At 38.1% G+C, this 24,867-nt stretch carries 23 protein-coding genes; 17 read left to right on the forward strand and 6 right to left on the reverse strand.

Going from position 1 to position 24,867, the window contains the following annotated elements; all coding sequences use genetic code 11:
- The first annotated feature begins 46 nt into the window (after positions 1-46).
- From sufC to KCTC52924_RS06245, 5 genes are all read left to right on the forward strand, one after another.
- The gene (gene sufC / locus KCTC52924_RS06225) at positions 47-799 is read left to right on the forward strand and encodes a Fe-S cluster assembly ATPase SufC (RefSeq protein ID WP_251807505.1); all 753 of its coding nucleotides are present in this window, start codon (positions 47-49) and stop codon (positions 797-799) included.
- 75 nt (positions 800-874) lie between these two features.
- Entirely contained in the window at positions 875-2,191 is a 1,317-nt protein-coding gene (gene sufD, locus KCTC52924_RS06230) for a Fe-S cluster assembly protein SufD (RefSeq protein WP_251807504.1), read from the forward strand.
- A gap of 39 nt (positions 2,192-2,230) precedes the next feature.
- Entirely contained in the window at positions 2,231-3,457 is a 1,227-nt protein-coding gene (locus KCTC52924_RS06235) for an aminotransferase class V-fold PLP-dependent enzyme (RefSeq protein WP_251807503.1), read from the forward strand.
- A gap of 57 nt (positions 3,458-3,514) precedes the next feature.
- Positions 3,515-3,937, forward strand: a complete 423-nt coding sequence (locus KCTC52924_RS06240; protein WP_251807502.1) for a SufE family protein — start codon at positions 3,515-3,517, stop codon at positions 3,935-3,937.
- A 62-nt stretch (positions 3,938-3,999) separates the two neighbouring features.
- Entirely contained in the window at positions 4,000-4,332 is a 333-nt protein-coding gene (locus KCTC52924_RS06245) for a DUF59 domain-containing protein (protein WP_251807501.1), read from the forward strand.
- A 236-nt stretch (positions 4,333-4,568) separates the two neighbouring features.
- Here KCTC52924_RS06245 and KCTC52924_RS06250 read toward each other — a convergent pair whose 3' ends face one another.
- From KCTC52924_RS06250 to KCTC52924_RS06260, 3 genes are all read right to left on the reverse strand, one after another.
- The gene (locus KCTC52924_RS06250; RefSeq protein WP_251807500.1) at positions 4,569-5,348 is read right to left on the reverse strand and encodes a patatin-like phospholipase family protein; all 780 of its coding nucleotides are present in this window, start codon (positions 5,346-5,348) and stop codon (positions 4,569-4,571) included.
- A gap of 319 nt (positions 5,349-5,667) precedes the next feature.
- The gene (locus tag KCTC52924_RS06255; RefSeq protein ID WP_251807499.1) at positions 5,668-6,063 is read right to left on the reverse strand and encodes a DoxX family protein; all 396 of its coding nucleotides are present in this window, start codon (positions 6,061-6,063) and stop codon (positions 5,668-5,670) included.
- 28 nt (positions 6,064-6,091) lie between these two features.
- A complete protein-coding gene (locus KCTC52924_RS06260) occupies positions 6,092-7,243 on the reverse strand; it encodes a DNA polymerase III subunit delta' (RefSeq protein WP_251807660.1) in 1,152 nt (383 codons plus the stop codon).
- Between the two features lie 198 nt (positions 7,244-7,441).
- Here KCTC52924_RS06260 and KCTC52924_RS06265 point away from each other — a divergent pair, with 198 nt between their 5' ends.
- From KCTC52924_RS06265 to KCTC52924_RS06275, 3 genes are all read left to right on the forward strand, one after another.
- Complete coding sequence (locus KCTC52924_RS06265) at positions 7,442-8,632, forward strand: phosphoglycerate kinase (protein WP_251807498.1); 1,191 nt, start codon at positions 7,442-7,444, stop codon at positions 8,630-8,632.
- A gap of 113 nt (positions 8,633-8,745) precedes the next feature.
- Positions 8,746-10,362 carry a LysM peptidoglycan-binding domain-containing protein gene (locus KCTC52924_RS06270; protein ID WP_251807497.1) on the forward strand — a complete coding sequence of 539 codons (1,617 nt, stop codon included), beginning with the start codon at positions 8,746-8,748 and terminating at the stop codon, positions 10,360-10,362.
- Between the two features lie 12 nt (positions 10,363-10,374).
- On the forward strand, positions 10,375-11,370 hold the full coding sequence (locus KCTC52924_RS06275; protein ID WP_251807495.1) for a DUF4837 family protein: 996 nt from the start codon (positions 10,375-10,377) through the stop codon (positions 11,368-11,370).
- A gap of 242 nt (positions 11,371-11,612) precedes the next feature.
- Here KCTC52924_RS06275 and KCTC52924_RS06280 read toward each other — a convergent pair whose 3' ends face one another.
- From KCTC52924_RS06280 to tatA, 3 genes are all read right to left on the reverse strand, one after another.
- Positions 11,613-11,780, reverse strand: a complete 168-nt coding sequence (locus KCTC52924_RS06280; RefSeq protein WP_353057487.1) for a DUF6747 family protein — start codon at positions 11,778-11,780, stop codon at positions 11,613-11,615.
- A gap of 436 nt (positions 11,781-12,216) precedes the next feature.
- Positions 12,217-14,748, reverse strand: a complete 2,532-nt coding sequence (locus KCTC52924_RS06285) for an OmpA family protein (RefSeq protein WP_251807494.1) — start codon at positions 14,746-14,748, stop codon at positions 12,217-12,219.
- Between the two features lie 550 nt (positions 14,749-15,298).
- Positions 15,299-15,496 (reverse strand): twin-arginine translocase TatA/TatE family subunit, encoded by a 198-nt coding sequence (gene tatA, locus KCTC52924_RS06290; RefSeq protein ID WP_251807491.1) that lies wholly within the window; start codon positions 15,494-15,496, stop codon positions 15,299-15,301.
- Between the two features lie 199 nt (positions 15,497-15,695).
- Here tatA and KCTC52924_RS06295 point away from each other — a divergent pair, with 199 nt between their 5' ends.
- The 9 genes from KCTC52924_RS06295 (at position 15,696) to KCTC52924_RS06335 (ending at position 24,861) form a co-directional block, all read left to right on the forward strand.
- Positions 15,696-16,565, forward strand: a complete 870-nt coding sequence (locus KCTC52924_RS06295) for a M23 family metallopeptidase (protein ID WP_251807490.1) — start codon at positions 15,696-15,698, stop codon at positions 16,563-16,565.
- Between the two features lie 6 nt (positions 16,566-16,571).
- Complete coding sequence (locus KCTC52924_RS06300) at positions 16,572-18,068, forward strand: GH3 auxin-responsive promoter family protein (protein WP_251807488.1); 1,497 nt, start codon at positions 16,572-16,574, stop codon at positions 18,066-18,068.
- Positions 18,069-18,284: 216 nt separating this feature from the next.
- Complete coding sequence (locus tag KCTC52924_RS06305; protein ID WP_251807486.1) at positions 18,285-19,970, forward strand: DUF6909 family protein; 1,686 nt, start codon at positions 18,285-18,287, stop codon at positions 19,968-19,970.
- Between the two features lie 6 nt (positions 19,971-19,976).
- A complete protein-coding gene (locus tag KCTC52924_RS06310) occupies positions 19,977-21,032 on the forward strand; it encodes a hypothetical protein (RefSeq protein WP_251807484.1) in 1,056 nt (351 codons plus the stop codon).
- Between the two features lie 2 nt (positions 21,033-21,034).
- Positions 21,035-22,078 carry a dTDP-glucose 4,6-dehydratase gene (rfbB, locus tag KCTC52924_RS06315; protein ID WP_251807482.1) on the forward strand — a complete coding sequence of 348 codons (1,044 nt, stop codon included), beginning with the start codon at positions 21,035-21,037 and terminating at the stop codon, positions 22,076-22,078.
- Between the two features lie 9 nt (positions 22,079-22,087).
- On the forward strand, positions 22,088-22,954 hold the full coding sequence (rfbA, locus tag KCTC52924_RS06320; RefSeq protein ID WP_251807479.1) for a glucose-1-phosphate thymidylyltransferase RfbA: 867 nt from the start codon (positions 22,088-22,090) through the stop codon (positions 22,952-22,954).
- Complete coding sequence (gene rfbC, locus KCTC52924_RS06325) at positions 22,954-23,511, forward strand: dTDP-4-dehydrorhamnose 3,5-epimerase (RefSeq protein WP_251807478.1); 558 nt, start codon at positions 22,954-22,956, stop codon at positions 23,509-23,511. Before rfbA ends, rfbC begins: the two co-directional genes overlap by 1 nt.
- Positions 23,499-24,353, forward strand: coding sequence for a dTDP-4-dehydrorhamnose reductase (gene rfbD, locus KCTC52924_RS06330; protein ID WP_251807476.1), 855 nt, complete (start codon positions 23,499-23,501; stop codon positions 24,351-24,353). Before rfbC ends, rfbD begins: the two co-directional genes overlap by 13 nt.
- Positions 24,346-24,861: a hypothetical protein gene (locus KCTC52924_RS06335; protein WP_251807474.1), complete on the forward strand. Its 516-nt coding sequence runs from the start codon at positions 24,346-24,348 to the stop codon at positions 24,859-24,861. The genes rfbD and KCTC52924_RS06335 overlap by 8 nt, the downstream gene beginning before the upstream one ends.
- Positions 24,862-24,867 lie beyond the last annotated feature (6 nt).

Here is a 24,867-nt window from a genome sequence, read left to right on the forward strand (position 1 = left end):
AGTCTGGATTATAAATTAACTCTATAACGAGAAAAATAGTTTTAAAATGCTTAAAATCACAAACTTACACGCCAACATAGAGGGCAAAGAAATACTAAACGGTATCAATCTAACTGTAAACGCAGGAGAAGTACATGCTATAATGGGACCCAATGGTTCCGGAAAAAGCACCTTAGCCTCAGTAATTGCAGGGAGGGAAGAATTTGAAGTCACCCAAGGAGAGATATTCATGGAAAATGAGAACTTGGAAGATTGTTCCCCTGAGGATAGGGCCCATAAAGGAATATTTTTATCCTTTCAGTACCCAGTGGAAATTCCCGGGGTATCGGTAACCAATTTTGTTAAGACCGCTATCAACGAATCTAGAAAGGCTAAAGGGCTCGAAGAAATGCCCGCCAAGGAAATGTTGAAATTAATTCGCGAGAAATCCGAAATGTTGAAAATTGACAGGAAGTTCTTATCGCGTTCCCTAAACGAAGGCTTTTCTGGGGGCGAGAAAAAAAGAAACGAAATTTTTCAACTTGCTATGTTAGAACCTAAATTGGCCATCTTGGACGAAACGGATTCCGGTCTGGATATTGATGCCTTAAGAGTTGTTGCCGACGGAGTAAACAAATTAAAGAGCAAGGACAATGCGGTGATTCTAATTACCCACTACCAACGCTTGTTGGAATATATTGTACCAGATTTTGTACACGTAATCCACAATGGTAAAATTGTAAAATCGGGCACCAAGGAATTGGCGCTGGAGTTGGAAGAAAAAGGATACGATTGGTTGAAGCCACAAACGGTGATTTAAATTAAGTTGGCAGATATAGGTAAGCAGTTTGCAATACTGCCTACCGAATACTAACTACTGAATACTGAAAGAAAAATGGATTTAAAAGAAAAATTAGTCTCCTCTTTTTTAGCGTTTGAAAATAATGTGGATGTGGAGCATTCTGTACACGATATACGCACCGAGGCCATTAAGAATTTTGAAGCAAAAGGGTTTCCTACCAAAAAAGAGGAAGAGTGGAAATACACCTCATTAAACACCTTACAAAAGGTAGATTTTAGCATATTCCCCAAAACAGAGAGCACGCTAGATTACCGGGATGTAAAGAAATATTTTATGCACGAAATAGACACCTACAAAATTGTATTTGTAGATGGTGTCTATAGCTCTTATTTATCTGAGACCACCCATGATGGGGTAGACGTTTGTTTGATGAGCGCAGCGCTTAACAAGCCCATGTACAAGGCGGTCATAGACGTGTATTTTAATAAGATTGCCTCCAAGGATGAATCATTGACCACCCTAAACACCGCGTTTAGTAGGGAAGGGGCATATATCTATATCCCAAAAAACAAGATTCCAAAAAAACCTATCGAAATACTTCATTTTTCAACAGGTACTGAGGCAGCCTTAATGCTGCAGCCCCGTAATTTGATCATTGCCGAAGAAAATTCGGAAATGCAAATTATAGAGCGTCACCAAAGCCTTACTACCAACGAGGTATTTACCAATGCAGTAACGGAAATATTTGCTGGAAAAAATGCCATTGTAGACTACTACAAGGTTCAGAACGATGGCCTCACGGCTTCCTTGATAGACAACACTTATATTGATCAGAAGGATGGAAGTGTGGTAGATATACATACCTTTTCATTTGGTGGTAAATTAACTCGGAATAACCTGAATTTCTATCAGAATGGGGAACGTATCAATTCTACGCTAAGAGGCATAACCATTATAGGAGAAAAACAGCATGTAGATCACCATACCTTAGTAAACCACATCCAGCCTAATTGCGAAAGCTATCAGGATTATAAAGGCATTTATGGTGAAAACTCTAGCGGTGTCTTTAATGGAAAGATCATTGTGGACAAGATTGCCCAGAAAACCAATGCATTTCAACAAAACAACAATATCTTAATGAGCGACAAGGCTACCATAAATACCAAGCCCCAGCTAGAGATTTTTGCAGATGATGTTAAATGCTCCCACGGATGTACCATTGGTCAGTTGGATGATGAGGCATTATTTTATCTGCGATCTAGAGGTATCCCTAAAAAGGAGGCCAGAGCATTGCTTATGTATGCCTTTGCCAATAATATATTGTCCACCGTTCGCATTCCAGAACTTAAGACAAGGATCAATAAATTAATTGCCAATAAATTGGGAGTTAATATTGGCTTCGACCTATAGGAAGAAACTAAAAATTTCCAAAGACAGCTATTTACAATTATGATACAAACTGTTTTCGATATACTTACCATTCGCAAGGATTTTCCAATTTTAAACCGAAAGGTTAATGGGGAGCCCTTGGTGTATTTGGACAATGCGGCTACTTCACAGACCCCTAAAAGAGTTATCGATACCATTGTGGATTATTATAGTCGGTACAATGCCAATATACACCGGGGCGTTCACACGCTCTCCCAAGAGGCTACCGATGCCTATGAGGAAGCGCGGAATAAAATTCAAAAGCACTTTAATGCTAGCGAAAGCCACGAAATTATATTCACCTCTGGCACAACCCATGCTATTAATTTGGTGGCTAGTGGTTTTACATCCCTCCTCAATAAAGGAGATGAAATTGTGGTATCTGCCCTAGAGCACCATTCCAATATTGTTCCTTGGCAGATGTTGTGCGAACGCACTGGAGCAGTATTAAGAGTGATTCCCATGGATTTGGAAGGGAAATTGGTAATGAAGGAATATCACAACCTCCTAAATCAAAACACCAAACTGGTATTTTGTAACCATGTATCCAATGCCTTAGGCACTGTAAATCCGATCGAAGAAATTATAACTGCGGCCCATAAAGTGGGTGCTGCCGTATTGATAGACGGCGCACAGGCGGCTCCACACATTAAAGCAGATGTCCAGCTATTGGATGTAGACTTTTATGTGGTTTCCGGTCATAAAATGTGCGGCCCCACCGGAGTAGGAATCCTTTATGGTAAAGAAGCGTGGCTTAAAAAATTACCTCCCTACCAAGGAGGGGGAGAAATGATTGAAGAAGTAACTTTTGAAAAGACCACCTATGCAGACCTTCCCCATAAATTTGAGGCTGGCACTCCAAATATTTGTGGAGGTATAGCCTTTGGCGCTGCATTAGATTATATGAACGGCATTGGTTTTAATGCCATCGCACAATATGAACACGAACTTTTAGAGTATGCCACAGCGCAACTTTTAACAATTGAAGGACTAAAAATTTACGGTACTTCTACTGATAAAACAGCGGTAGTTTCGTTTAATATAGAAGGAATGCATCCTTATGATATTGGCAGTATCCTAGATAAACTGGGCGTGGCAGTCAGGACGGGACACCATTGCGCACAACCTATTATGGATTTTTATAAAATACCCGGTACGGTAAGGGCAAGTTTTAGTTTTTACAATACTAAGGAAGAAATAGACATTTTAGTTGCCGGGGTTAAGCGCGCTAAAGCGATGTTGGAGTAATTTAACACTAATTGTACCTTTGCACTGAATACCCATTATAATGGACAATAATAGTATATGAGTATAAAAGAAATACAGGAAGAGATTATAGATGAGTTCTCCATGTTTGAGGATTGGACACAGCGTTATGAATATATGATCGAACTGGGTAAATCACTACCCTTAATTGAAGAACAGTACAAAACTGACGATAATATCATAAAAGGCTGCCAGAGCAAGGTATGGGTGCATGCCGAATTGGAAGGTGATAAGTTGATCTTCACAGCAGATAGCGATGCCATTATCACCAAGGGAATAATTGCTATTTTAATCAGAACTTTTAGCGATCAAAAACCAAGTGACATTATTGCAGCGGATACCGATTATATAGACCAAATTGGATTAAAGGAGCACTTATCCCCAACACGGGCAAATGGCCTGGTAAGTATGATAAAGCAGCTAAAACTGTATGCTATTGCCTACCAGACACAATTAAATTAAGAAAGTTAGGAGTGCATCTTAAATGAGGGCTTCAGGGCCGTTCACCATAAATTTTCAACATAATGAGCGACGAAATATCAACAATAGACACCCAAGAACTGGGAGAAAAAATAGTAAGGGTTATAAAAACCATATACGACCCGGAAATTCCTGTGGACATATACGAATTGGGCTTAATCTATGACGTTTTTGTAAACGAGGACTATGAGGTTAAAATCCTAATGACCCTAACATCACCTAACTGTCCAGTTGCAGAATCCCTACCCATGGAGGTAGAAGAGAAGGTGAAATCCATTGATGAGTTAAAGGATGTGGAAGTAGAAATTACTTTTGATCCCCCATGGACCCAGGAACTGATGAGTGAGGAAGCTAAATTAGAGCTTGGAATGCTTTAAAGGGTAGTATTTAGTACAAAGTATTGAGATGTTAGTAGTGAGATCCTAGTATAAAGTATGTGATTACTCAACCCTGAATTGCATGGCCATTACGGAGCAATGAGTGCATTTAACGGCACCAATTGTCACTCAAGTGGGAATACAATTTCTTTGCATTATAAAGCCCTTTAAGGGCTTTATACATTTATTGCTACCTACAATAGTAGTTGACTTTTTGATTTAACCACCTCTTATATCTAAATAAAAACCTCCTGCAGTTTTGCCAAGGCATGCTCGTATCCTATAGTGTAGGCCTTTTCTATTCCCTTCTTGTCAAGAATACCGACCAAGTCCAAAACTTTAGGTTCAAAAACCAAATCACATTTATTCACTTTTCCCCGATTTATAGCATAAATCATTAAGGAAGTGGTTCTTTGGGCTAGCTGGAAAGAGCTCTTAATTCCTTCCTTGCTAATTTCCTTGATTCCAGAGACATTGCTACCAATTACAAAATCTGTGGAATCTGCTACTTGGTCATAGGGGAAATTATTCATTATACCCCCATCAGCATATAAGGTCCCATTAATCTCTACAGGACTGAACACTGGTGGTAATGCCGCAGAGGCCAATAAGGTTCTTATAAGTTCGCCCTCGGAAAATATAATTTCCTCTCCCCGTTGCAGATCGGTGGCAACAACATATAGTTTTCGCTCCAAGGCTTCGAAGGTATTTTGGGGAAAATACTTGAACAAGGCATCAAAATAAAGTTCCGTATCCAACAGCCCCGGTTTCAAAATGGTCATAAAATGATATCGGAACAAGGGGGTCTCCTTAAAGAACTGAAGCATTTCGGAAACAGTATTTCCATTGGCGTACATAGCCCCAATTAAAGCTCCTACACTGGTGCCACTAACGGTCTGTGCTACTATGCCAAATTCGTTCAAAGCCTGTATCATTCCAATATGGGCCATTCCCTTAACACCTCCTCCAGACAGCACCAATCCAATGGACTTCGATTTAACTTCCAATAAATTCATGATGGTAGTTTAGAAATAGTAACATATTAATCTGTATTTAAAATTACATCAACTTTCTAGCAAACTAGGCAATTTTCCTGGATTAATGGATAGTGAGGATTTTTACATTTCAAACTAAAAGATCTATAAGACGCTTTATAGTATCCCATTGTGACTAGTATTCAGCCATTTTTCGGTATAGTTCTAGATGTATTTCTCTTTTGCCTTACAAAGGCAAAAATGAATTCCATTAATCAGACCAAGCAGCATGTTTTATCCCTTCATCTTATGAAGAATGGACAGGTCATCGTATTTATTATCCCAAAGTAAAAAAATCCTTCTATTGCAATAAAAAAACCAAAAACACGGTAGGAATAAAATAAATGGCAATAGTTCTGGCTCCATCGTAGTCTTTAGCGATACGTTGTCCCAGCAACAACATTAACAAAGCGAGACAAGCAACAACCGCACCGGCCAAAGCCAATGTATTTTCACCTCCAGTACAAAGCATATAAAATCCTACAAGACAAAGGATGCCTGCTACTATTTCAGTAATTAGGACCGTGGCCAACAATAAGGGAACCCGATTCCGAAATGGGGTTTCTTTAAAATGACCTTCTAACCAAGAAACATTTCCCTTCCAATCTAACATCTTATCCATGGCACTTTGTACAAAGGTTATTATGAGAAAAAGAAGCAACAATAGTTCCGTAGCAATATTCAAGATACTTTCCATATAAAAAAGGTTAAGGATTAGGTGAATGTTAAATCGACTTAGTGTGCAATAGTCGCGTTAGTTTTATAGAAAGGTCCATTAATATCAATTTGGAATTTCCATTTCTTTCAATGTGATAACTGGCATCTTCCAATTCCTTTACAATTAACTGAATGTTGCCTTCATGTATAAAAGGTGCAAATTTCTCCAATTGAAATCCCTCTACATGGATACTCATAAAAGCCAGATCTTTGGCGTTATAATTAATCAAAAGTGCCTGTCTCATAACAGACATACAATAGCTTAAGAATTTCTTTTGTGTTTCTCTTCCTGTTTTTGCCACCAGTTCGCTCCAAGCAATTAGATCATGAATAGCGCCTTTGTTGCCTTTGGCCCTAAAAGCGGATCGCACCCACTGTACAAACCACTTTTCAAAAACTAGATCTTCGGAATCATTGTTCATGAAATCCAATGCCTTATTAAAATTACCGTTGGCCTCATGAGAAATTCTAAGCGCATCTTCCCTACCTACTCCCCTATCTTCCAAGGCGCGCACTATAGCTTCTTCAGCCACTGAGGGAAAACGCAATAGTTGACATCGCGACAAAATAGTCTGAATAATCTGCTCCTCATCCTCAGCAATCAAGATTAAGACGGTTTTATCGGGTGGTTCCTCTATAAGTTTTAATAATTTATTGGCAGTGGCGGTGTTCATTTTTTCTGCCATCCAAATGATCATGGCCTTATATCCTCCTTCGTATGATTTCAGGGAGAGTTTTTTAACCATATCCTGTGCTTCATCAACCCCAATTTGCCCTTGTTTATTGTCTATCCCGATAAATTTATACCAATCAAACAGATTGCCATAGGGTTGATCCTTTACAAATTGCCGCCATTCCACCAAATAATGATCACTTACAGCATGACTCTTAACCTTATCCGAGTTGGACACTGGAAAAGCAAAATGCACATCGGGATGGGACAAGGAGTTGCATTTTACATTGCAGCTACTGTTGCCAGTATTATTTTCCCCATTGGTATTTCCACATAATAAATACTGCACATAGCTTAACGCCATGGGCAGCGTGCCACAGCCTTCGGGACCAATAAAAAGTTGTGCGTGTGGAACCCGTCCAGCATCAGCACTGGAAGTCAGATGGTTCTTTATATGAGAAAGCCCTAAAATATCCTTAAATAACATACCCCAAATATAATGGAATAATTCCAAAAAACGCCCAAACATCACAGGGGTATAGAAGAGGATCCAAGCAATTAAAAGCATGTATTAAAAGAGCTTCGACCTCATAATTACTGGGCATTACAGCTAATTATTTGAGAAAGTATCTTTTAAACATCCTATAAATCTTTACATTTGCCATTCTATAAAACCATTAGTCATATGAAAACCATCAACGATTTCAATTTTAAACATAAAAAAGCATTAGTAAGAGTAGATTTCAATGTCCCCTTGGATGCTGATTTAAAGGTAGCGGACGACAATAGGATTGTTGCTGCCAAACCCACTATTATAAAAATCTTGGAAGACGGTGGTAGTGCGATACTCATGAGCCATTTAGGAAGACCTAATGGACAGGTAACCTCAGCGCTTTCGTTGAAACATATCCTTAAAAAAGTTTCAGAAGTAATCGGGGTAACGGTAAAATTTTCCGAAGATTGTGTTGGTCCTAAGGCAGAAAAAGCAGTGGCTGATCTAAAGAGTGGTGAGGTTTTATTACTCGAAAATCTTAGATTTCATTCCGAAGAAGAAAAAGGAGATGAAAATTTCGCCAAACAATTATCGCAATTAGGGGATATTTATGTAAACGATGCATTTGGTACAGCCCATAGGGCGCATGCTTCCACCACCATAGTAGCCAAATTTTTCCCGGAACAAAAATGTTTCGGATTTTTGTTGGCAAAGGAAATAGAAGCCATAGAAAAAGTGATGCGTACTGGGGAAAAGCCTATAACTGCCATTCTTGGTGGAGCAAAGGTCTCCTCAAAAATTACGATCATAGAGAATATCCTAGATAAAGTAGACCACCTGATCATTGGCGGCGGAATGACTTATACCTTTGTGAAGGCAAAAGGCGGAAAAGTGGGAGATTCTATTTGTGAGGATGATAAAATGGAACTAGCATTAGAAATTCTTGCAGAGGCCAAGAAAAAAGGGGTAGAAGTACATATTCCCGTAGACGTACTGGCAGCAGATGATTTTAGTAAAGATGCCAATACCAAGGTAGTAAATTCCGATGAGATCCCAGAAGGATGGCAAGGATTGGATGCCGGACCAAAAACCTTAGAGAATTTTAAGAAAGTAATTCTGAATTCTAAAACTATATTATGGAACGGCCCTGTAGGGGTTTTTGAAATGGAACCCTTTGCCAATGGCACTATTGCCGTGGGCAATTATATAGCCGAAGCTACCAAAAATGGAGCTTTTTCCCTTGTTGGGGGTGGCGACTCAGTTGCTGCGGTAAAACAATTTGGCTTTGAGGACAAGGTGAGTTATGTATCTACCGGTGGTGGGGCAATGTTAGAAAGCTTGGAAGGAAAAGACCTTCCAGGGATCGCTGCAATATTGGAATAATTACATCGTTCTAAATCTTTAGAGGACTGCTTTTTTGTCTAACTTTAAATTACAGTTTAGGGTTAGTCAAAAAAGCATATTTTTAATAAGTCCCCATAAAAAAAAGAAACCCAATGAATGTGACTAAAAATTTCCTATTAAGCGTATTAGGGGTAGTCTCTATGACCACTCTTACGGCTCAAGAAACCGATTCCATCCCTATCAGCAAGTTGAACCCCAAAAAGGCAGCAAAAACTGTTATAGATACCACCGCTATGGATATGGAGGGTGTGGAGCAGATGGAAAATATGGAGTCTATGGAACAATTTAAGGATAATCCATTGGTCTTGTTAAAAGGTCAGAAAAAATATGCTTTACAAGATCGGAAGGAAGCCGCTAGGTACGATAGCCTTTGGTTAAAAGAACTCTATGATAGTTCTACACTATTCGATTCTATCTATGATGATATTGCCACTATGGAAATAGATACGGTGTACCATTTAAGTGTAAGCACCGATACTTTAAAGGCAAGGTTGGAAATACTAAATCAGAAAACGCCTTTTAATATCACTTATAACCCTTCCTTGGAAAATGTGATCAATTCTTTCCTTACCAGAAGAAGGGGCCTAATGAGCAGAATGTTGACCGTTAGTCAGTTTTACTTCCCTTTGTTTGAACAGGAATTGGACAATCAGAACGTTCCTTTAGAACTAAAATATCTAGCCATTGTGGAATCGGCCTTAAACCCTCGGGCACGATCTAGGGTGGGTGCAACTGGTTTATGGCAATTTATGTACGGTACGGGGAAAATGTACGATCTGGATGTAAATAGTTATGTGGACGAAAGAAGCGACCCCATAAACTCTACCAAGGCAGCAAGTAAGTATTTAAAAAAGTTACACACTATTTTTGATGATTGGGATTTAGCCCTCGCCGCTTACAATTCGGGGCCAGGAAATGTAAACAAAGCCATTAGACGCTCTGGAGGATATAAGAATTATTGGAATATCAGGAGGAATCTTCCACGTGAAACCGCTGGATACGTTCCTGCTTTTTTGGCAACCATGTATATTTTTGAGTATGCCAAAGAGCATGGATTTGAACAACAGCTAGTAGACCGACCCTATTTTGAGACAGATACGGTACATGTAAAAAGTATGATCACTTTCGACCAAATTTCAGAATTGGTAGATATTAGCGTGGAAGAACTTCAGGTCTTAAATCCCACCTATAAATTAAACATTATTCCGTTTGTAAAGAATAAAAATTATACCCTTCGTCTCCCCATTGATGCCTTGGGCAAATTTGTCAACAATGAAGACGCTATTTACGCACATGTGAAGAACGAGCTGAAATCCGAGGAAAAGCCACTGCCACAAGTTGTGCAATCGCAAGACCAAATTAGATATAAGGTGAAAAGCGGCGATTTTCTAGGCAAGATAGCTGAAAGATATGGAGTTGGGGTTAGTCAGATAAAAAGTTGGAACGGTTTAAGGAGCAATAATCTAAGAATTGGCCAACGGTTAACTATTTACCCAAGAAAACTTCCAGCTGCAGTAAGCAGTAGTACCACAAACAGGAGTACTAACAGTGGTTCTAAAGTGCATACTGTTAAGAGTGGAGACTCCCTTTGGACCATCTCCAAAAAATATCCAGGAATTAGTATCGATAATTTACGAAAGTGGAACGGTATTAGTGGTAACGATATAAAACCGGGCACAAAACTAAAATTGTGCGACTGTTCATCGTAAAATTATATTTCTATGAAAAAAATTGGGCTTCTTTTTTTGTCGACATTTCTCTTGTTGATTTCCTGCAATTCCACGCCAAAAAAAACCTATTTACCAGAGTCTATTGGCGCTATTAATTCTGTAGCCATAGTGATAGACAATCAGCTATGGGAAGGAGCGGTAGGAGACCGGGTAAGGCAGCATTTTGCGGCCCCTGTACTGGGACTTTCTTGGGAAGAGCCACTTTTCACCATTAACCAAATGCCCGCAAAAGTATTTTCAGGCTCCCTTCTAAATACAAGATCAGTACTATTTATTGCAATAGACACCTTAAGCTTGGGGCATATAAAAACAGACATGTACGCTACTCCACAGAAAATAGGGGTAATTAAAGGCACCACAGAAGAGGAAATAATAAAAAATCTAGATGCTAAGGCCGATGAAATGATTAAAGCGTTTAAGGATTTAGAAATCGAGGAGGCCCAAAAGCGTTTCCTAAAATCCTTGAACAAGGATAAAGTTCTGGAGGAAAAGTTAGGGATAACCCTTTCTCTACCCTCCATTTACAAAGTTGGGAAAGAGGAGAACAACTTTATTTGGATCGATAGACAGATTCAAAAAGGAACTATGAATATAATTGCCTATGAAGTTCCTGGGAATTATTTTAAAAGCGATTCTACCCTGGTTACCGACATTGTAAAAATGCGAGATTCTATTGGAAAACTATACATTCCCGGACCGGATGTTCCCGGAAAGATCACCTATATGATAACAGAAAAGGCATTTTCCCCTTATGTTTTTCCTGCGGAAATTTCAGGCAGAAAAGCCGCTGAGGTAAGAGGAATTTGGGAAATAAACAACTACCCTATGGCCGGCCCCTTCCTCACCTATATTATCAATGACGATAAGAACGACAGAAAGGTGGTGATCGAAGGATTTGTTTTTGCCCCAGCCACCGAAAAAAGGGACTATATGTTTGAATTGGAAGCTATTTTAAAGACCGTACAGTTCAGCGATAAACAAAAGTAAGCTCCCTATGAAAAGATAAAAATGACGCCCTAAAGTGCGTCATTTTTCATTTTAAGGCTCCTTGGACACTTACCACAGACTATAAAGAGAATGTAATTCACTCAAAACACAAGTTATAAGAGTGTACCTAGGTATTTTTTTGCTCTTCATGTACTTTTAATTCTTAAAAATACCTTCCACAAGAAATTGGGAAGACACAGCGACAAAATTATTTAAATATTTTCCGTTGTTAAAAAAAAGTATTAAAAGGTGAATCCAGTAGACACCCTGAATATAAATGCATAAATAACCACCACCAATAGAAAAAAGCAAAAAACCGAGAAGGCCTTAAAGTATCTCTTTAATATGATGTGCCCTAGGTTTCTAAATGCTTCTAAATAGATTTCTTTCAAGAGTATCACTTTTTTCATATAGCAGACTTAAATATTAACAAGTACACAAATTTGAAAAAAGTAGGGCACTATCTAAAACTTTTTGGATAAAGCGCGGCATAAAACGGTTAAATAAATTTTCAAATTATAATTGCTCGTCAATCGGTAAATATATTCGTTAAGTAACACCAATGCCTTAGTCGCTCTTAACCAATCTCAACTTACTTGTCCACCACAACATTGGCAAAGCAAAAAGATTGCCTACCAAATTTTGTCTGATTTGGCATTATCTCCATGGATGAAATGCATAGCATTCATGAATACCTTTAAAAAGCAATAGATAAGTTTATGAATAAAGCAGTAACTAAGAAAACTCTAGATGTCCGTAGGAACTAGGTGGATTTATAATAAATGCAGAAGCCCAACTCCAATAAAGAAAGCGGGCTTTGTTGTCTGCAGATAAAATTTTATGAGCTTACATTTTCACAATAATGAATTCGGACCTTCTATTGAGTTCATGCTTTTGTCTATTACAGCGAATTCCATCTTTACATTCGTTTAGCAATTGCTCTTCCCCATACCCAATGGCACTCTCTATTCGGTCTTTAGAAATTCCCTTGGAGATTAAATAGTTTCGGCTAGACTTTGCTCTTTTATCCGATAGGTACTTATTATATACCGCAGGACCCCTTGAATCTGTATGGGATTCGATCTTAATAACCATGTCCTTGTTTTGGCTCATAACTTCTACCAATTTATCCAACTCCACAGCCGCATCCTTTCTTATATAGGATTTGTCAAAATCGAAGAAAATCATATCAGTTTTAAGCTTTCTAATTCCGTCTTCTAAAATGATCATTTCCTTCAATTTTTTCATCTGAAACTCCATAGCTACCACTTCATTTTTCTTAGTCTCAGCAAGTATCACATTATCAAAAAATTCGGTGTTAGAAATTTGAACCGAATATTTCGTGTTCGAATCCAAATCCTCAAAAACGAAGGACCCATCATCGTCCGTTACTATTTCCTTCAATTTAATGTTGTTATCATCCAATAAGGTCACTAGCGCGTTAGGCATTACCGCCCCCGTAATAAGTTCTACCACGGTTCCGGCTATAGCGTTCTTTACTACCTCCTCCGGTATCATCCGTTCAAAACTGTAAAGATCGTCGTCCCCTTTACCACCAGTTCTGTTAGAGGCAAAAAATCCCTTATTGTTATCCTCGTTTACAATATAAGAGAAATCGTCATTTTTACTGTTTATGGGCAACCCAAGATTTATGGCCTCCAAAAATCCGCCGTCCTCGCCTAATACCGCTTCATAGATATCCAATCCGCCAAGTCCAATTCTCCCGTTAGAGGAAAAGTATAACTTTTTATTGGTGACAAAGGGGAACATTTCCTTACGTTCAGAATTGACCTTTGGTCCCAGGTTTTTGGGCTCGGAAAATTGATCTTCTCCCAGAACATCAACCACAAAAATATCGGTCTCCCCAATACTCCCAGGCATATCTGAAACAAAATATAGCTTTTTCCCATCGGGACTCAGGGCCGGATGGCCTGTGGAATACGAATCGCTATTAAATGGTAATTCCTTTGCCTCCGTCCATTCGCCGTCTACCTTTTTAGAAACATAAATCTTTAAATGGCTCATACCATTTTTATCCTTACCCAATTTCTTTACATAGTTATTACGTGTAAAATACATGGTAGCATTATCTGCAGAAAAAGTAACCGCCGCCTCATGATATTTTGTATTTATTCTTTTAGAAAATTTAATGGCATCTTTCACTTCCAGTGACTCCTCATTGATCTTGGCAACATATAAATCCAAAAAGGGTTGATCGTTCCACTTATACCGTCTAGTATTAAAAAAAGATGAGTCTCTAGAAGACGAAAAGACCATTTCATTGTCACTGTAGAACATTGGTGCAAATTCTGAATATTTAGAATTTACAGACAAGTTTTTCAAGCTCGACTCATGTGTTGTACTAAGAATATTGTCCAATACCACTTCATTTGCATCAGCCTCAAAATAATCTTCATCTTGGTTTTGCTCAATATCAGCCCCTTTTGCCTTCCTATTATAAAGCCGCATCATTCGTTTAGCCCGACCGTATTTACCTGACCCTTTTAAAGTATGTGCGTATCTAAAAAGATAATTGGGGTTTATATCCTCCTTATACTTATCGTACATTTTATCATACCAAAAATAAGCACGCTCCATATTAGTGTTGAAGTAATGCGAATCCCCTGCTTTTTGGAGTATTTCTAAACTGTAATTCCCAGGGTTTTTTTCCAATGCTTTTTCATAGAACGAAGCCGCTTCTGCATACCACATTTTATCAAAGTATTCATTCGCCTTTTTTATCCATGAATTTCCATTGGTAGGCCTACCTGCCCTAAGAGGATCTTCTTTCTCGGCGAGGGTAGTCAACATCTCATAACTAACCATTTCCAAGGAAATATCCTCTTTAGATTCCGATCTTTTCTCAATATTTTCATTTAAAACAAGTGATGTGGGTTCCTCTTGGTCTACCCCATTTGGAGCTATCATAACCCAAACCTCCTTAGTATAGGAGCCATTTAACTTGGTTTTACAAGCCTGCAAGGCTTCTTGCCAAGTTTCAAATCTTTGTAGATATAAATAGTTCAACTGATCTTCAGGATTAAATAAAAATCCTGCATCAAATCCTTTCTTCTGAAGATTTTCAAGGTTTTCAATCAAATAAGCTTCGCTCTTGAACACATTGGAAATAATATAAAATCCCGGTGTATTGTTAAACTGGTTTTCAAATTGTTTAATATTTATAGCATTTTCCCTAAAGGCAGTTTCCATGCCGTACTCCCCATCTTCGTGGGCTGAAATGGATTCTGTAATCTGCTTCGGAGAAATGGGAAATGTATTTGCGGCCAGCCCTGACCCCTTAGAAAAGTCATCGTTTTTATTCTGACCGTAGAATCCAGTCATCACAAGGAAAATGATAAGGGCAAATACTTTTTTCATGCTTTTAAATGTAGGTTGCAACCCAATAGGTTGCATGTATCAAAATAATTAGTCCTCGCAAAATTTGAATTATGGGTGCCTCAATAGGTGCACAAATACAGCAATGTATTTCTAACGCTAAACTAGATCGCTTAGTGCTATCTAAAAATTATTTGTTGTGAATCCCCTATTTTGAATGGTGTAGGGTGTATTTAGAGGGCATTATAAGTAAACCCATAGAAAGTAATTCTGGAAAAGTGGACGCGCCCTGTATAAAAACTCAATATTAATTCCCCATCTAACAGCGGCAATCAATTGAATTAGCGTCAAAATCACTCAAAGGAAATTTAAAATTTTCTTACTCCAGAGTCCGCTTCAATTAAAATATATTAATTGGTATATTACTCTGTAGTCAGCTGTAAATCAATTGAGTATTATCCTAAATCGGAGGGAATTGATTTGAAAATATGTAGTGCCTCTCTATTGGGAGGGGTTAGAGGAAGGTCCTTTAGGATATAAAGTAAAAAACACCTACAGCTGCAGGTGTTTTTTACTAATATGAAATATATTTTTAGTTTTCTTTTTTCTCTCCCAACTTATCTTCCAACTTTTCGTCCTCCTTGGAAGCATCCTTAAATTCCTTAATGCCACTACCCAATCCACGCATTAATTCTGGTATCTTCTTTCCTCCAAATAGTAGTAAAATAACCACCACAACCAAGATGATTTGAGGTGCGCCGATTGCTAAAAATATGTTTAAAGTTATCATAGTACGATGATTTATGAGAAACAAAGGTACTAAAAAAGATGTTAGTACCTTGTTAATTTTAATGGCTAAAGTAAAATTTAATTCCTCTAAACAAGAATATAATTTGTTAAAGGATACTTTTATAAAAAAGTAAAGATTCTAAATCAAAATTAACGCTAAAAATAATTAAAGTTAAATTGTAACCTTATCTTTGTTTATTATGGCCAAAAAACAAAAAAAGAGAAAGGAAATAAAGCAAAAGCTTTTACACAAGTACCGTTTGGTCATCCTTAACGAAAGTACTTTTGAAGAGAAGATTTCGTTCAAACTCAGCAGAATGAACGTCTTTGTTACTGGTTCCCTATTTATCATTGGTCTAATCGGTTTTACCATTCTACTAATCGCCTTTACCCCACTCCGGGAATATATCCCTGGATACTCTTCCACTAAGCTAAAACGACAGGCTACGGAACTCACTTATAAAACTGACTCCCTAGTTGTTGCCCTAAATTATACCAATCGATATTTAGATAATATCCGAAAAGTATTAAAAGGGGATATTGAAAATAATGAAATTAATAGAGATTCCCTATTTGAACAATATACAATTGACCCTTCTACCATTGATCTAAATCCTATAAAAGAAGATTCTATTTTAAGGGCTCAAGTGGCTTTGGAAGATAAATACAATTTGTTTGAAAGAAACATCAATAGTACGGGCAGGGTATTATTTACGCCTCTAAGCGGCATTATATCCCAAGGTTTTGATACGGAGTCCAAGCACTACGCAGTAGATGTAGTAGCACCAAAGGATAGCCCTATAAAGGCTGTCGCCAACGGTACCGTAATATTTGCAGAATGGACCGCCGAAACCGGATATGTAATTATATTGGAGCACACAGACGGACTCCTAAGCGTATACAAGCATAACGGCTCCCTGAACAAGGGACAGGGCGATATAGTCCGTGCTGGGGAAGTGGTTGCCTCGGTAGGAAATACGGGGGAACTATCTACAGGGCCGCATCTTCATTTTGAACTTTGGAGTAACGGAAGTGCTATTAATCCATTGGATTTTATAGATTTTAAATAATAAAAAATGAGCCTAAAATCGTTAGCTGCCAGAATTTTCGCCAGGAATGTTGTAAAAAAAACTAAAAAATGGGTACAGCAGCCCGTAACAACTCAGGAAAACGTATTTAATTCTTTAATATCAGAGGCGAAAAACACGGTCTTTGGGAAGGACCATAATTTTCCCCAAATACAATCCCATGCCGATTTTGTGAAAAATGTTCCCATTAGGGATTACGAAGAAGGAAAAGGCTATATAGAAAGAGTAGTTGCTGGGGAACGCGATATATTATGGCCTGGAAAACCGGCTTATTTTGCCAAAACATCGGGTACAACCTCTGGAGCTAAATTTATTCCCATTACCAAAGAGTCTATTAAATACCAAGTAGAAGCCTCCAGAAATGCTATCCTCACTTATATTCACGAAACAGGAAAAGCCGATTTCGTGGATGGAAGAATGATCTTTCTACAGGGAAGTCCAATAATGAAAGAAAAAAATGGGATCCAAATCGGAAGGCTCTCCGGAATATCTGCCCATTACGTGCCCAATTACCTGCAAAAAAACCGACTCCCTAGCTGGGAAACCAATTGTTTGGAGGATTGGGATACCAAGGTCAATGAAATTGTAAAAGAGACCGTAAACGAAAACATGACCGTCATCGCCGGAATCCCTTCTTGGGTACAAATGTATTTTGAAAAATTGAATGTTACTACAGGGAAGAAAATTGGTGAGCTATTCAAAAACTTTGAATTATTTATTTATGGTGGAGTCAATTACGAACCTTATCGCGCTAAGTTTGAGAACTTAATCGGTCGTAGGGTGGCTAGTATAGAGTTATTTCCTGCCAGCGAGGGATTTTTTGCCTATCAGGATTCACAAACAGAAAAGGGAATGTTGCTGTTATTGAATTCAGGAATCTTTTATGAGTTTGTTAAATCCGATGCGTTTTTTGTAGACAACCCAAAGCGAATCACCATTAAGGACGTGGAGATTGGAATCAACTACGTGATGATCATTTCCACCAATGCCGGACTCTGGGCGTATAATCTTGGAGATACCGTTCAATTTATTTCTTTAAAACCCTACAAAATAATAGTATCTGGTAGAATATCGCATTTTATTTCTGCCTTTGGGGAACACGTTATTGGCAAGGAAGTAGAAGAAGCCATGAAACAGGCTATTGAAGCGACCGATGCTAGAATAAACGAATTTAGCGTTGCCCCTCAAATCAATCCTGAAGGCGAAGAACTTCCCTATCACGAATGGCTGATTGAATTTGAGAAGGCACCTACCGATCTACATAAATTCATCCATATTTTAGATACCGCACTACAACAACAGAACGCCTATTATTTAGATCTGTTGAAAGGCAAAATCTTGCAGCCTCTTAAGATCACCCATATAAAAAAAGACGGATTTCAGGAGTATATGAAGTCCATCGGAAAATTAGGCGGACAGAATAAGGTACAGCGTTTATCCAACGACCGTAAGGTTGCGGAGGCATTGAGAGCATTTATGGTGTAATTTTATAATGTTGTGTATAGAATACGGTATAGCAACACGCTAAAAGCTCAAGGAGTTATGTGAAAAAACAAAAATCTAGTACGCTCAATTACCCCCATCCAAATAGACTGTACTTTATACAAATTATGGCAAGTCCATTCTGATTTTTAGAGTGGTGAAAAATAGCCTAAAGAACTAAGTATCAATTAAAATTGTAGTTTTATACGAAATCTAATTATGAGCAATTCCACCAATACAACTAGAGCTCAAGAATCTACAAATGCTATTGAGCGTTTGTACATTACCATGCGCCATTTGTTCAACCGAGGTTTTTATAAACCATTGGGAGTTTCGGGTGCCGCCCTTAGACAATCCCTTTTACAGTTAAGACCGGAGATATACGGCTCCTTAGCCGAAGAAAAAGCAGAATTAAATGGACTTATTTATGTATTGGAACGGTTGCCCGAGGGCATAGAGCAATGCAGGTATATAAATCTCACTTCGGACGAAGGCTATTCCAGCTCTCAATTTCAGCCTATTATTCCTCCTAAAAGACGTAGAAATTGCTACAGGATAGACGATGAACAGATGAATATTGAGATTACAAGAGGGAGATCGGACATCTATGATATCCTTACTCACCTTACCTTTCTTTTTATCGAATCGGAAAAAATAAGTAAACGGGTCCTAGTTGAAGATACCGACACAACCATAAGGGATTGGATAAAATTGGAGCAAGCAGCACAACAGGCTGAACTTAGTCAAAAGGAACGCGAAGTAGCCTTAATTCATGTGGCTAATATTTTGGGAAGGCCATTTATAGAAATTCTGGCTGTACATAAAATGTTGTCTACCGATACCGAACCAGAACGCTTCTTAAAGATAATTTATTGGCTGGGCAAACTGGCCATAGAAGAGGAAACAACCGGGAATAAACGTGCCATTACCTTTAGCCCTATGTTGCGGGAGCGTTTGGGACATCATATCCATGGGGAGCGCTGGGCAAACACTATCAAGGATAAATTACGAAAAAACAATTTGTTAGAGCGACCAATCCATATTATAAGTGCTAATATGCATAGTGTCATGAATTCTTTATTTGCTAAAAAAGCACTTTCCAAGGAATTCAAAAACACCGAAAAATTATCCATATTCGAGGCTTTAAGCAAGCCAGAAAATTCAAAATTAAGAGACCAAGTGGTCACTTTGGCAAAAAAGAACGGAATGATCGCTATAGACGATGTCTCTGGAACCAATATTGATGTTCAAATCTTTGATCTTGCAAAATTGGACAACGACGCCTGCGGTTATGAATTGTCACCAAGTACCCCAGAAAGCGAAAAACCTATTATCTTTGTAATGGATTACGCCTTTGGAGAGCAGGCCTATGAAACCATAGACGAATTTCTAAAACCCTATAGGGTAAAGAAAAACCAAGAGGTATTTTTAAATGTCGCTTCCATATCTATTATGGGTAAAGCAGGTATTCTGGAGGGCGGAAAAGGGGATATTATGATTCCGGATGCTCATATTTTTGAAGGGAGTGCGGACAACTATCCATTTAAAAACGAATTAAGCAAGTCCGACTTTGAAGGAAACGGGTTAAACGTACTTCAGGGCGCTATGATTACCGTGTTGGGAACTTCCTTGCAAAACAAGGACATCTTAAAGTTCTTCCATCAATCTACCTGGAATGTAATTGGGTTAGAAATGGAAGGAGTCCATTACCAAAAGGCTATACAATCGGCCTCCAAGATAAGAAACAGTATTCGGGAAGATGTAAAAGTGAGGTATGCCTATTACGCTTCGGACAACCCACTGGAAACAGGAAGCACTTTGGCATCCGGTGGTTTGGGGACCACAGGGGTAAAACCCACTTACCTGATTACCGACAAGATTTTAACACAAATATTTAATTCCTAAGTTGATATGGCCAATAAGTCACAAACCCCCAACAATTCGCCCTCGGAGGAGATTGATTTAGGGCAGCTGTTCCAAATACTAGGGAACGGATTTAAAAAATTCTTTCGTTTTATAGGAGATATTTTTAAAGGTATATTTCATGTCATTATCTTATTCCTGCTTTTTTTACAAAGGCATTTTCTAAAGTTTGTGATTACGGGGATTATTGGTTTGGCCTTAGGTATCTATTTAGACATGACCAAGGAACCTAGGTATCTTTCTACAATGGTTGTGGAGCCCAATTTTAATAGTGTTCAGCAATTGTACAATAATATTAATTTCTACCATGAATTGGCAGAAGCCCAAGATTCACTTGCATTGTCAGAAGCATTGGATATATCCGTTAAGGAGGCTTCCTTTATAAAGGAATTTCAAGTTGAATCCTATTCAGACGAAAACCAAAAGGTGCAGTTATTCGACAAATTTGTACGTAGCTTGGATTCTACAACAAAAAAGGCCATAGATATGCAGAACTTTCTGAAGAATTTTAATTCTTTGGATGCTCGGTTCCACACCATATCCGTTATAGCCTCCAACAGTTCTATAGCAAAAAAATTACAGCCTTCCATTATCGGCTCTATATCCAGAAATGAATATTTTCAGTTGCAGCAGAATATTAGCGACCAAAATATAAATTTACAGGACAGCCTTTACAAGAAGCAATTAATGGAAGTAGACTCCCTACAACAGCTCTACAAAAGGGTAATGGTAAAAGAGGCCGAGAAACCTATGCAGGGGACAAACATTAACCTTGGTCAGGGCGAAGGAAAAGAAAATAAGGAACTGGCCTTGATCACCCAAGTAGAGCGACTAAAAGAGAATTTGGTTTTATTGAACGAGGAGCGCGCCAACAAATCTAGTATCCTAAACGTTATCTCTGCCTTTCCACGGAGCGGGGTAGAAGTAAAAGGAGTTTTAAACAGCAACAAATTTTGGATTCCACTTGGGTTTGTTGGGATTACTTTAGTTGTTTTAAGCCTATTGGAATTAAACAGCTATTTAAAGAAATATAAAAAAAAATAATTATGAACATATTAGTTACCGGTGGGGCTGGATTTATAGGTTCCCATTTGGTTAGAAGGTTAGTGAATTCGTATCCAAATTATCATATTTACAATTTGGACGCCTTGACATATGCCGGAAATCTAGAGAATTTAACAGATGTGGAATCGGCTTCAAATTATACCTTTATCAAAGGAGATATTACGGATGCCGATGTAATAGAATCCCTTTTTTTGAAGTATAAGTTTGACGGTGTTATCCATTTGGCGGCGGAATCTCATGTAGATCGATCTATTACCGATCCTTTGGCTTTTGTAAAAACCAATGTAATGGGAACCGTAAATTTGTTGAACTCCTTCAAATCTATTTGGAGTGATAATTTTGCTGGAAAGCGGTTTTATCACGTAAGTACTGATGAAGTATATGGTTCTTTGGGGAAGACTGGGTTGTTTACAGAAACTACTTCCTACGACCCAAACTCTCCTTATTCTGCCTCCAAGGCCAGTTCCGATCATTTTGTTAGGGCTTATGGCGAAACCTATGGTTTGCCTTATGTAATCAGTAATTGTTCTAACAATTACGGCCCCCATCATTTTCCGGAGAAGTTAATTCCCTTATTTATAAATAATATTATCCAAAATCAGCCCCTACCGGTGTATGGAGACGGGAATTACACTAGAGATTGGCTTTATGTAGAAGATCATGCCAGGGCAATAGACCTAGTATATCATAAGGGACAAAACACCGAAACCTATAACATTGGCGGTTTTAATGAATGGAAAAACATCGATTTGGTAAAATTGCTGTGCCAACAAATGGATGATAAACTGGGAAGGCCATCCGGGGATAGCGAAAAACTGATCACCTACGTAAAGGACAGACCGGGGCACGACCTGCGTTATGCCATTGATGCCTCCAAAATAAACCAGGAACTGGGTTGGGAACCCTCCGTTACCTTTGAAGAAGGTTTGGCAAAAACAATCGACTGGTATTTGGCCAATGAGGCGTGGTTAGCACGTGTTACCTCTGGAGCATATCAAACCTATTATAAGAAACAATACCAGTAAAAATACAACATGAAAGGAATCATTCTCGCAGGAGGCTCAGGAACCCGATTACATCCACTTACCTTAAGTGTAAGCAAACAATTGATGCCTATATATGATAAACCAATGATCTATTATCCGTTATCTACTTTGATGTATGCGGGTATTAGAGAGATATTGATAATTTCCACACCTAAAGACCTACCGTTGTTTAAGGAACTCTTAGGAGATGGCAAAAAATACGGATGTTCCTTTCAATATGCGGTTCAAGCAGAACCAAATGGACTGGCAGAAGCATTTATTATTGGAGAAGAATTTATTGGAAAAGATAAAGTAGCGCTGATATTGGGGGATAATATTTTTTATGGCTCCGGATTGGCAAAATTATTACAGGCCAATAACGATCCGGAAGGTGGAATTATTTATGCCTACCGTGTGCATGACCCAGAGCGTTATGGAGTAGTGGAATTTAATACGGAAGGAAAGGCAATAAGTATTGAAGAAAAACCCGAAACTCCTAAGTCCAATTACGCCGTCCCAGGTATCTACTTTTACGATAATGAAGTAGTGGAGATCGCTAAAAATATAGCCCCAAGCCATAGGGGAGAATTGGAAATTACCGATGTCAACAAGGTATATTTAGAACGCAATAAATTAAGCGTAAGCATTTTAGACCGAGGAACGGCTTGGTTAGATACAGGCACCTTTGCATCTCTAATGCAGGCCTCCCAGTTTGTAGAGGTCATAGAAGAGCGTCAGGGACTTAAAATAGGAGCCATAGAGGCCGCAGCATATGAAATGGGGTACATCAACAAGCTACAGTTTAAAGCGCTAGCAGAACCCCTTATGAAAAGTGGATACGGGAAAAATTTATTGGGAATATTGAACAACAATTAATGAAAGTTACAGAGACTAAACTTAAAGGCTGTTTTGTTATAGAACCAGCTGTATTTAGGGATGATAGGGGATATTTTTTTGAAAGTTTTAACGCCAAAAATCTCAATGACGCTCTAGGAAAAGAAGTGAATTTTGTTCAGGATAATCAATCTTACTCCAACAGGGGAGTCGTAAGAGCAATACACTATCAGACTGGGAAGTATGCCCAAGCCAAATTGGTACGTGTCCTTAAAGGAACGGTATTGGATGTTGCCGTTGACCTAAGACAGGATTCACTAACCTTCGGACAGCATATTGCTATAGAATTGTCTGCTGAAAATAATAAACAGGTCTTTATACCAAGAGGATTTGGACATGGATTTTCTGTTTTAAGTGAGACCGCTGAATTCTTTTATAAATGTGATAATTTTTATAACAAGGCTTCCGAAGGAGGTGTTATCTACAATGATCCAGGCTTGGATATAGATTGGCAAATACCACTTGATGAAATTAAAATATCCGATAAGGATTTAGAACTCCCTAGTTTAGAAAATGCAAGATTGCTATGGGAGATTTAAAAACCAAAAGGTTAAAGATAATTATAACTGGAGCAAATGGACAGTTGGGAAGGTGTTTCCAAGATATTGCAGAACACTACCAGGACTATGACTTCCATTTTAAAACTTCTAAGGACCTTAATATCACTAGAAAAGACCAGATAGATAGCCTATTTGCACGCGAAAAATTTGATTATTGTATTAATTGCGCAGCTTATACTGCTGTGGACCAAGCAGAAACAGATCAAGAAAATGCTTTTTTGGTGAATGCCGAAGCGGTAAAGTTTTTGGCGGAAGCCTGCAAGGTTCAAAATACTATCTTAATACAAATCTCTACCGATTTTGTATTCGACGGTTCTAAAACAACCCCTTATACCGAAGAAAGTATTCCTAACCCCATAAATGTATATGGGGCATCCAAATTAAAAGGGGAACAAAACGTTCAGGAGATATTAGAAAATTATTTTATCATACGTACCTCTTGGGTATATTCTGAATACGGACATAATTTTGTGAAAACAATGTTGCGGTTGGGCGCAGAAAGAGAAGAGATCAATGTAGTAGATGACCAGATAGGATCACCCACTTATGCGGGTGATCTAGCTGATGCAATACTGAAAATTATCAGTTTAAAAGCAACCAATTATGGAATCTATCATTATAGTAATGAAGGAGCAATTAGTTGGTGCGATTTTGCCAAGGCCATTTTTGAAATCAAAGGAATCAATGTAAAAGTAAATCCTATTTCATCAAAAGCGTATCCAACAGCTGCTAAAAGACCTGTTTTCAGTGTATTAGATGTCTCTAAAATAAATCGATTTATGGAAATCCATTGTTGGAAAAAAGGTTTAAAAAATGTCTAAAATTAGTATAAACCTTAAAAATGTTTTTTTTACTATAATGATGGTTCTCATCCTTTTTTCATGCAATAGTAGGAACAAGAACGTTGGTAAGGATTATTTTAAAATTACTTTAATAGCAAAAGTGTTAGAGGACGACAAATTTCAAGTTTTTTATACAGATGAAAAAAATAAAGGCTATACGGAAAACAAACGAATCTCAACCTCTGTTAACAAATCTCAAGATTTTCAGGAAATACCATTTCTATTAAACACCATACCTTTAAAATTTAGAATAGATCTGGGCGAAAACGGACATAAATCATTCGTTGAGATTGAAAAAGTTATTTTAGATAATGGGAATGCAAAAATTGAATTAAATAGTAAGGTATTGCATCGTTTTTTTAAAGGTAATATTTATACTGAAAAGGTTGATAATGGATACTATAGAAGCGATGTTGAGGGCAGATATGATCCATTTATTACCTCTACCGCACTGTTAGAAAAGAAAATTGAATTAGAATTAAAATAGGGTAAA

This window comes from Arenibacter antarcticus (genome assembly GCF_041320605.1).
Lineage (GTDB): Bacteria > Bacteroidota > Bacteroidia > Flavobacteriales > Flavobacteriaceae > Arenibacter > Arenibacter antarcticus.

Bases quoted from the DNA above. Each gene is read 5' to 3' on its own strand.
- sufC (WP_251807505.1), top strand. From the start codon at position 47: ATGCTTAAAATCACAAACTTACACGCCAACATAGAGGGCAAAGAAATA.
- sufD (WP_251807504.1), top strand. From the start codon at position 875: ATGGATTTAAAAGAAAAATTAGTCTCCTCTTTTTTAGCGTTTGAAAAT.
- KCTC52924_RS06235 (WP_251807503.1), top strand. From the start codon at position 2,231: ATGATACAAACTGTTTTCGATATACTTACCATTCGCAAGGATTTTCCA.
- KCTC52924_RS06240 (WP_251807502.1), top strand. From the start codon at position 3,515: ATGAGTATAAAAGAAATACAGGAAGAGATTATAGATGAGTTCTCCATG.
- KCTC52924_RS06245 (WP_251807501.1), top strand. From the start codon at position 4,000: ATGAGCGACGAAATATCAACAATAGACACCCAAGAACTGGGAGAAAAA.
- KCTC52924_RS06250 (WP_251807500.1), bottom strand. From the start codon at position 5,348: ATGAATTTATTGGAAGTTAAATCGAAGTCCATTGGATTGGTGCTGTCT.
- KCTC52924_RS06255 (WP_251807499.1), bottom strand. From the start codon at position 6,063: ATGGAAAGTATCTTGAATATTGCTACGGAACTATTGTTGCTTCTTTTT.
- KCTC52924_RS06260 (WP_251807660.1), bottom strand. From the start codon at position 7,243: ATGTTATTTAAGGATATTTTAGGGCTTTCTCATATAAAGAACCATCTG.
- KCTC52924_RS06265 (WP_251807498.1), top strand. From the start codon at position 7,442: ATGAAAACCATCAACGATTTCAATTTTAAACATAAAAAAGCATTAGTA.
- KCTC52924_RS06270 (WP_251807497.1), top strand. From the start codon at position 8,746: ATGAATGTGACTAAAAATTTCCTATTAAGCGTATTAGGGGTAGTCTCT.
- KCTC52924_RS06275 (WP_251807495.1), top strand. From the start codon at position 10,375: ATGAAAAAAATTGGGCTTCTTTTTTTGTCGACATTTCTCTTGTTGATT.
- KCTC52924_RS06280 (WP_353057487.1), bottom strand. From the start codon at position 11,780: ATGAAAAAAGTGATACTCTTGAAAGAAATCTATTTAGAAGCATTTAGA.
- KCTC52924_RS06285 (WP_251807494.1), bottom strand. From the start codon at position 14,748: ATGAAAAAAGTATTTGCCCTTATCATTTTCCTTGTGATGACTGGATTC.
- tatA (WP_251807491.1), bottom strand. From the start codon at position 15,496: ATGATAACTTTAAACATATTTTTAGCAATCGGCGCACCTCAAATCATC.
- KCTC52924_RS06295 (WP_251807490.1), top strand. From the start codon at position 15,696: ATGGCCAAAAAACAAAAAAAGAGAAAGGAAATAAAGCAAAAGCTTTTA.
- KCTC52924_RS06300 (WP_251807488.1), top strand. From the start codon at position 16,572: ATGAGCCTAAAATCGTTAGCTGCCAGAATTTTCGCCAGGAATGTTGTA.
- KCTC52924_RS06305 (WP_251807486.1), top strand. From the start codon at position 18,285: ATGAGCAATTCCACCAATACAACTAGAGCTCAAGAATCTACAAATGCT.
- KCTC52924_RS06310 (WP_251807484.1), top strand. From the start codon at position 19,977: ATGGCCAATAAGTCACAAACCCCCAACAATTCGCCCTCGGAGGAGATT.
- rfbB (WP_251807482.1), top strand. From the start codon at position 21,035: ATGAACATATTAGTTACCGGTGGGGCTGGATTTATAGGTTCCCATTTG.
- rfbA (WP_251807479.1), top strand. From the start codon at position 22,088: ATGAAAGGAATCATTCTCGCAGGAGGCTCAGGAACCCGATTACATCCA.
- rfbC (WP_251807478.1), top strand. From the start codon at position 22,954: ATGAAAGTTACAGAGACTAAACTTAAAGGCTGTTTTGTTATAGAACCA.
- rfbD (WP_251807476.1), top strand. From the start codon at position 23,499: ATGGGAGATTTAAAAACCAAAAGGTTAAAGATAATTATAACTGGAGCA.
- KCTC52924_RS06335 (WP_251807474.1), top strand. From the start codon at position 24,346: ATGTCTAAAATTAGTATAAACCTTAAAAATGTTTTTTTTACTATAATG.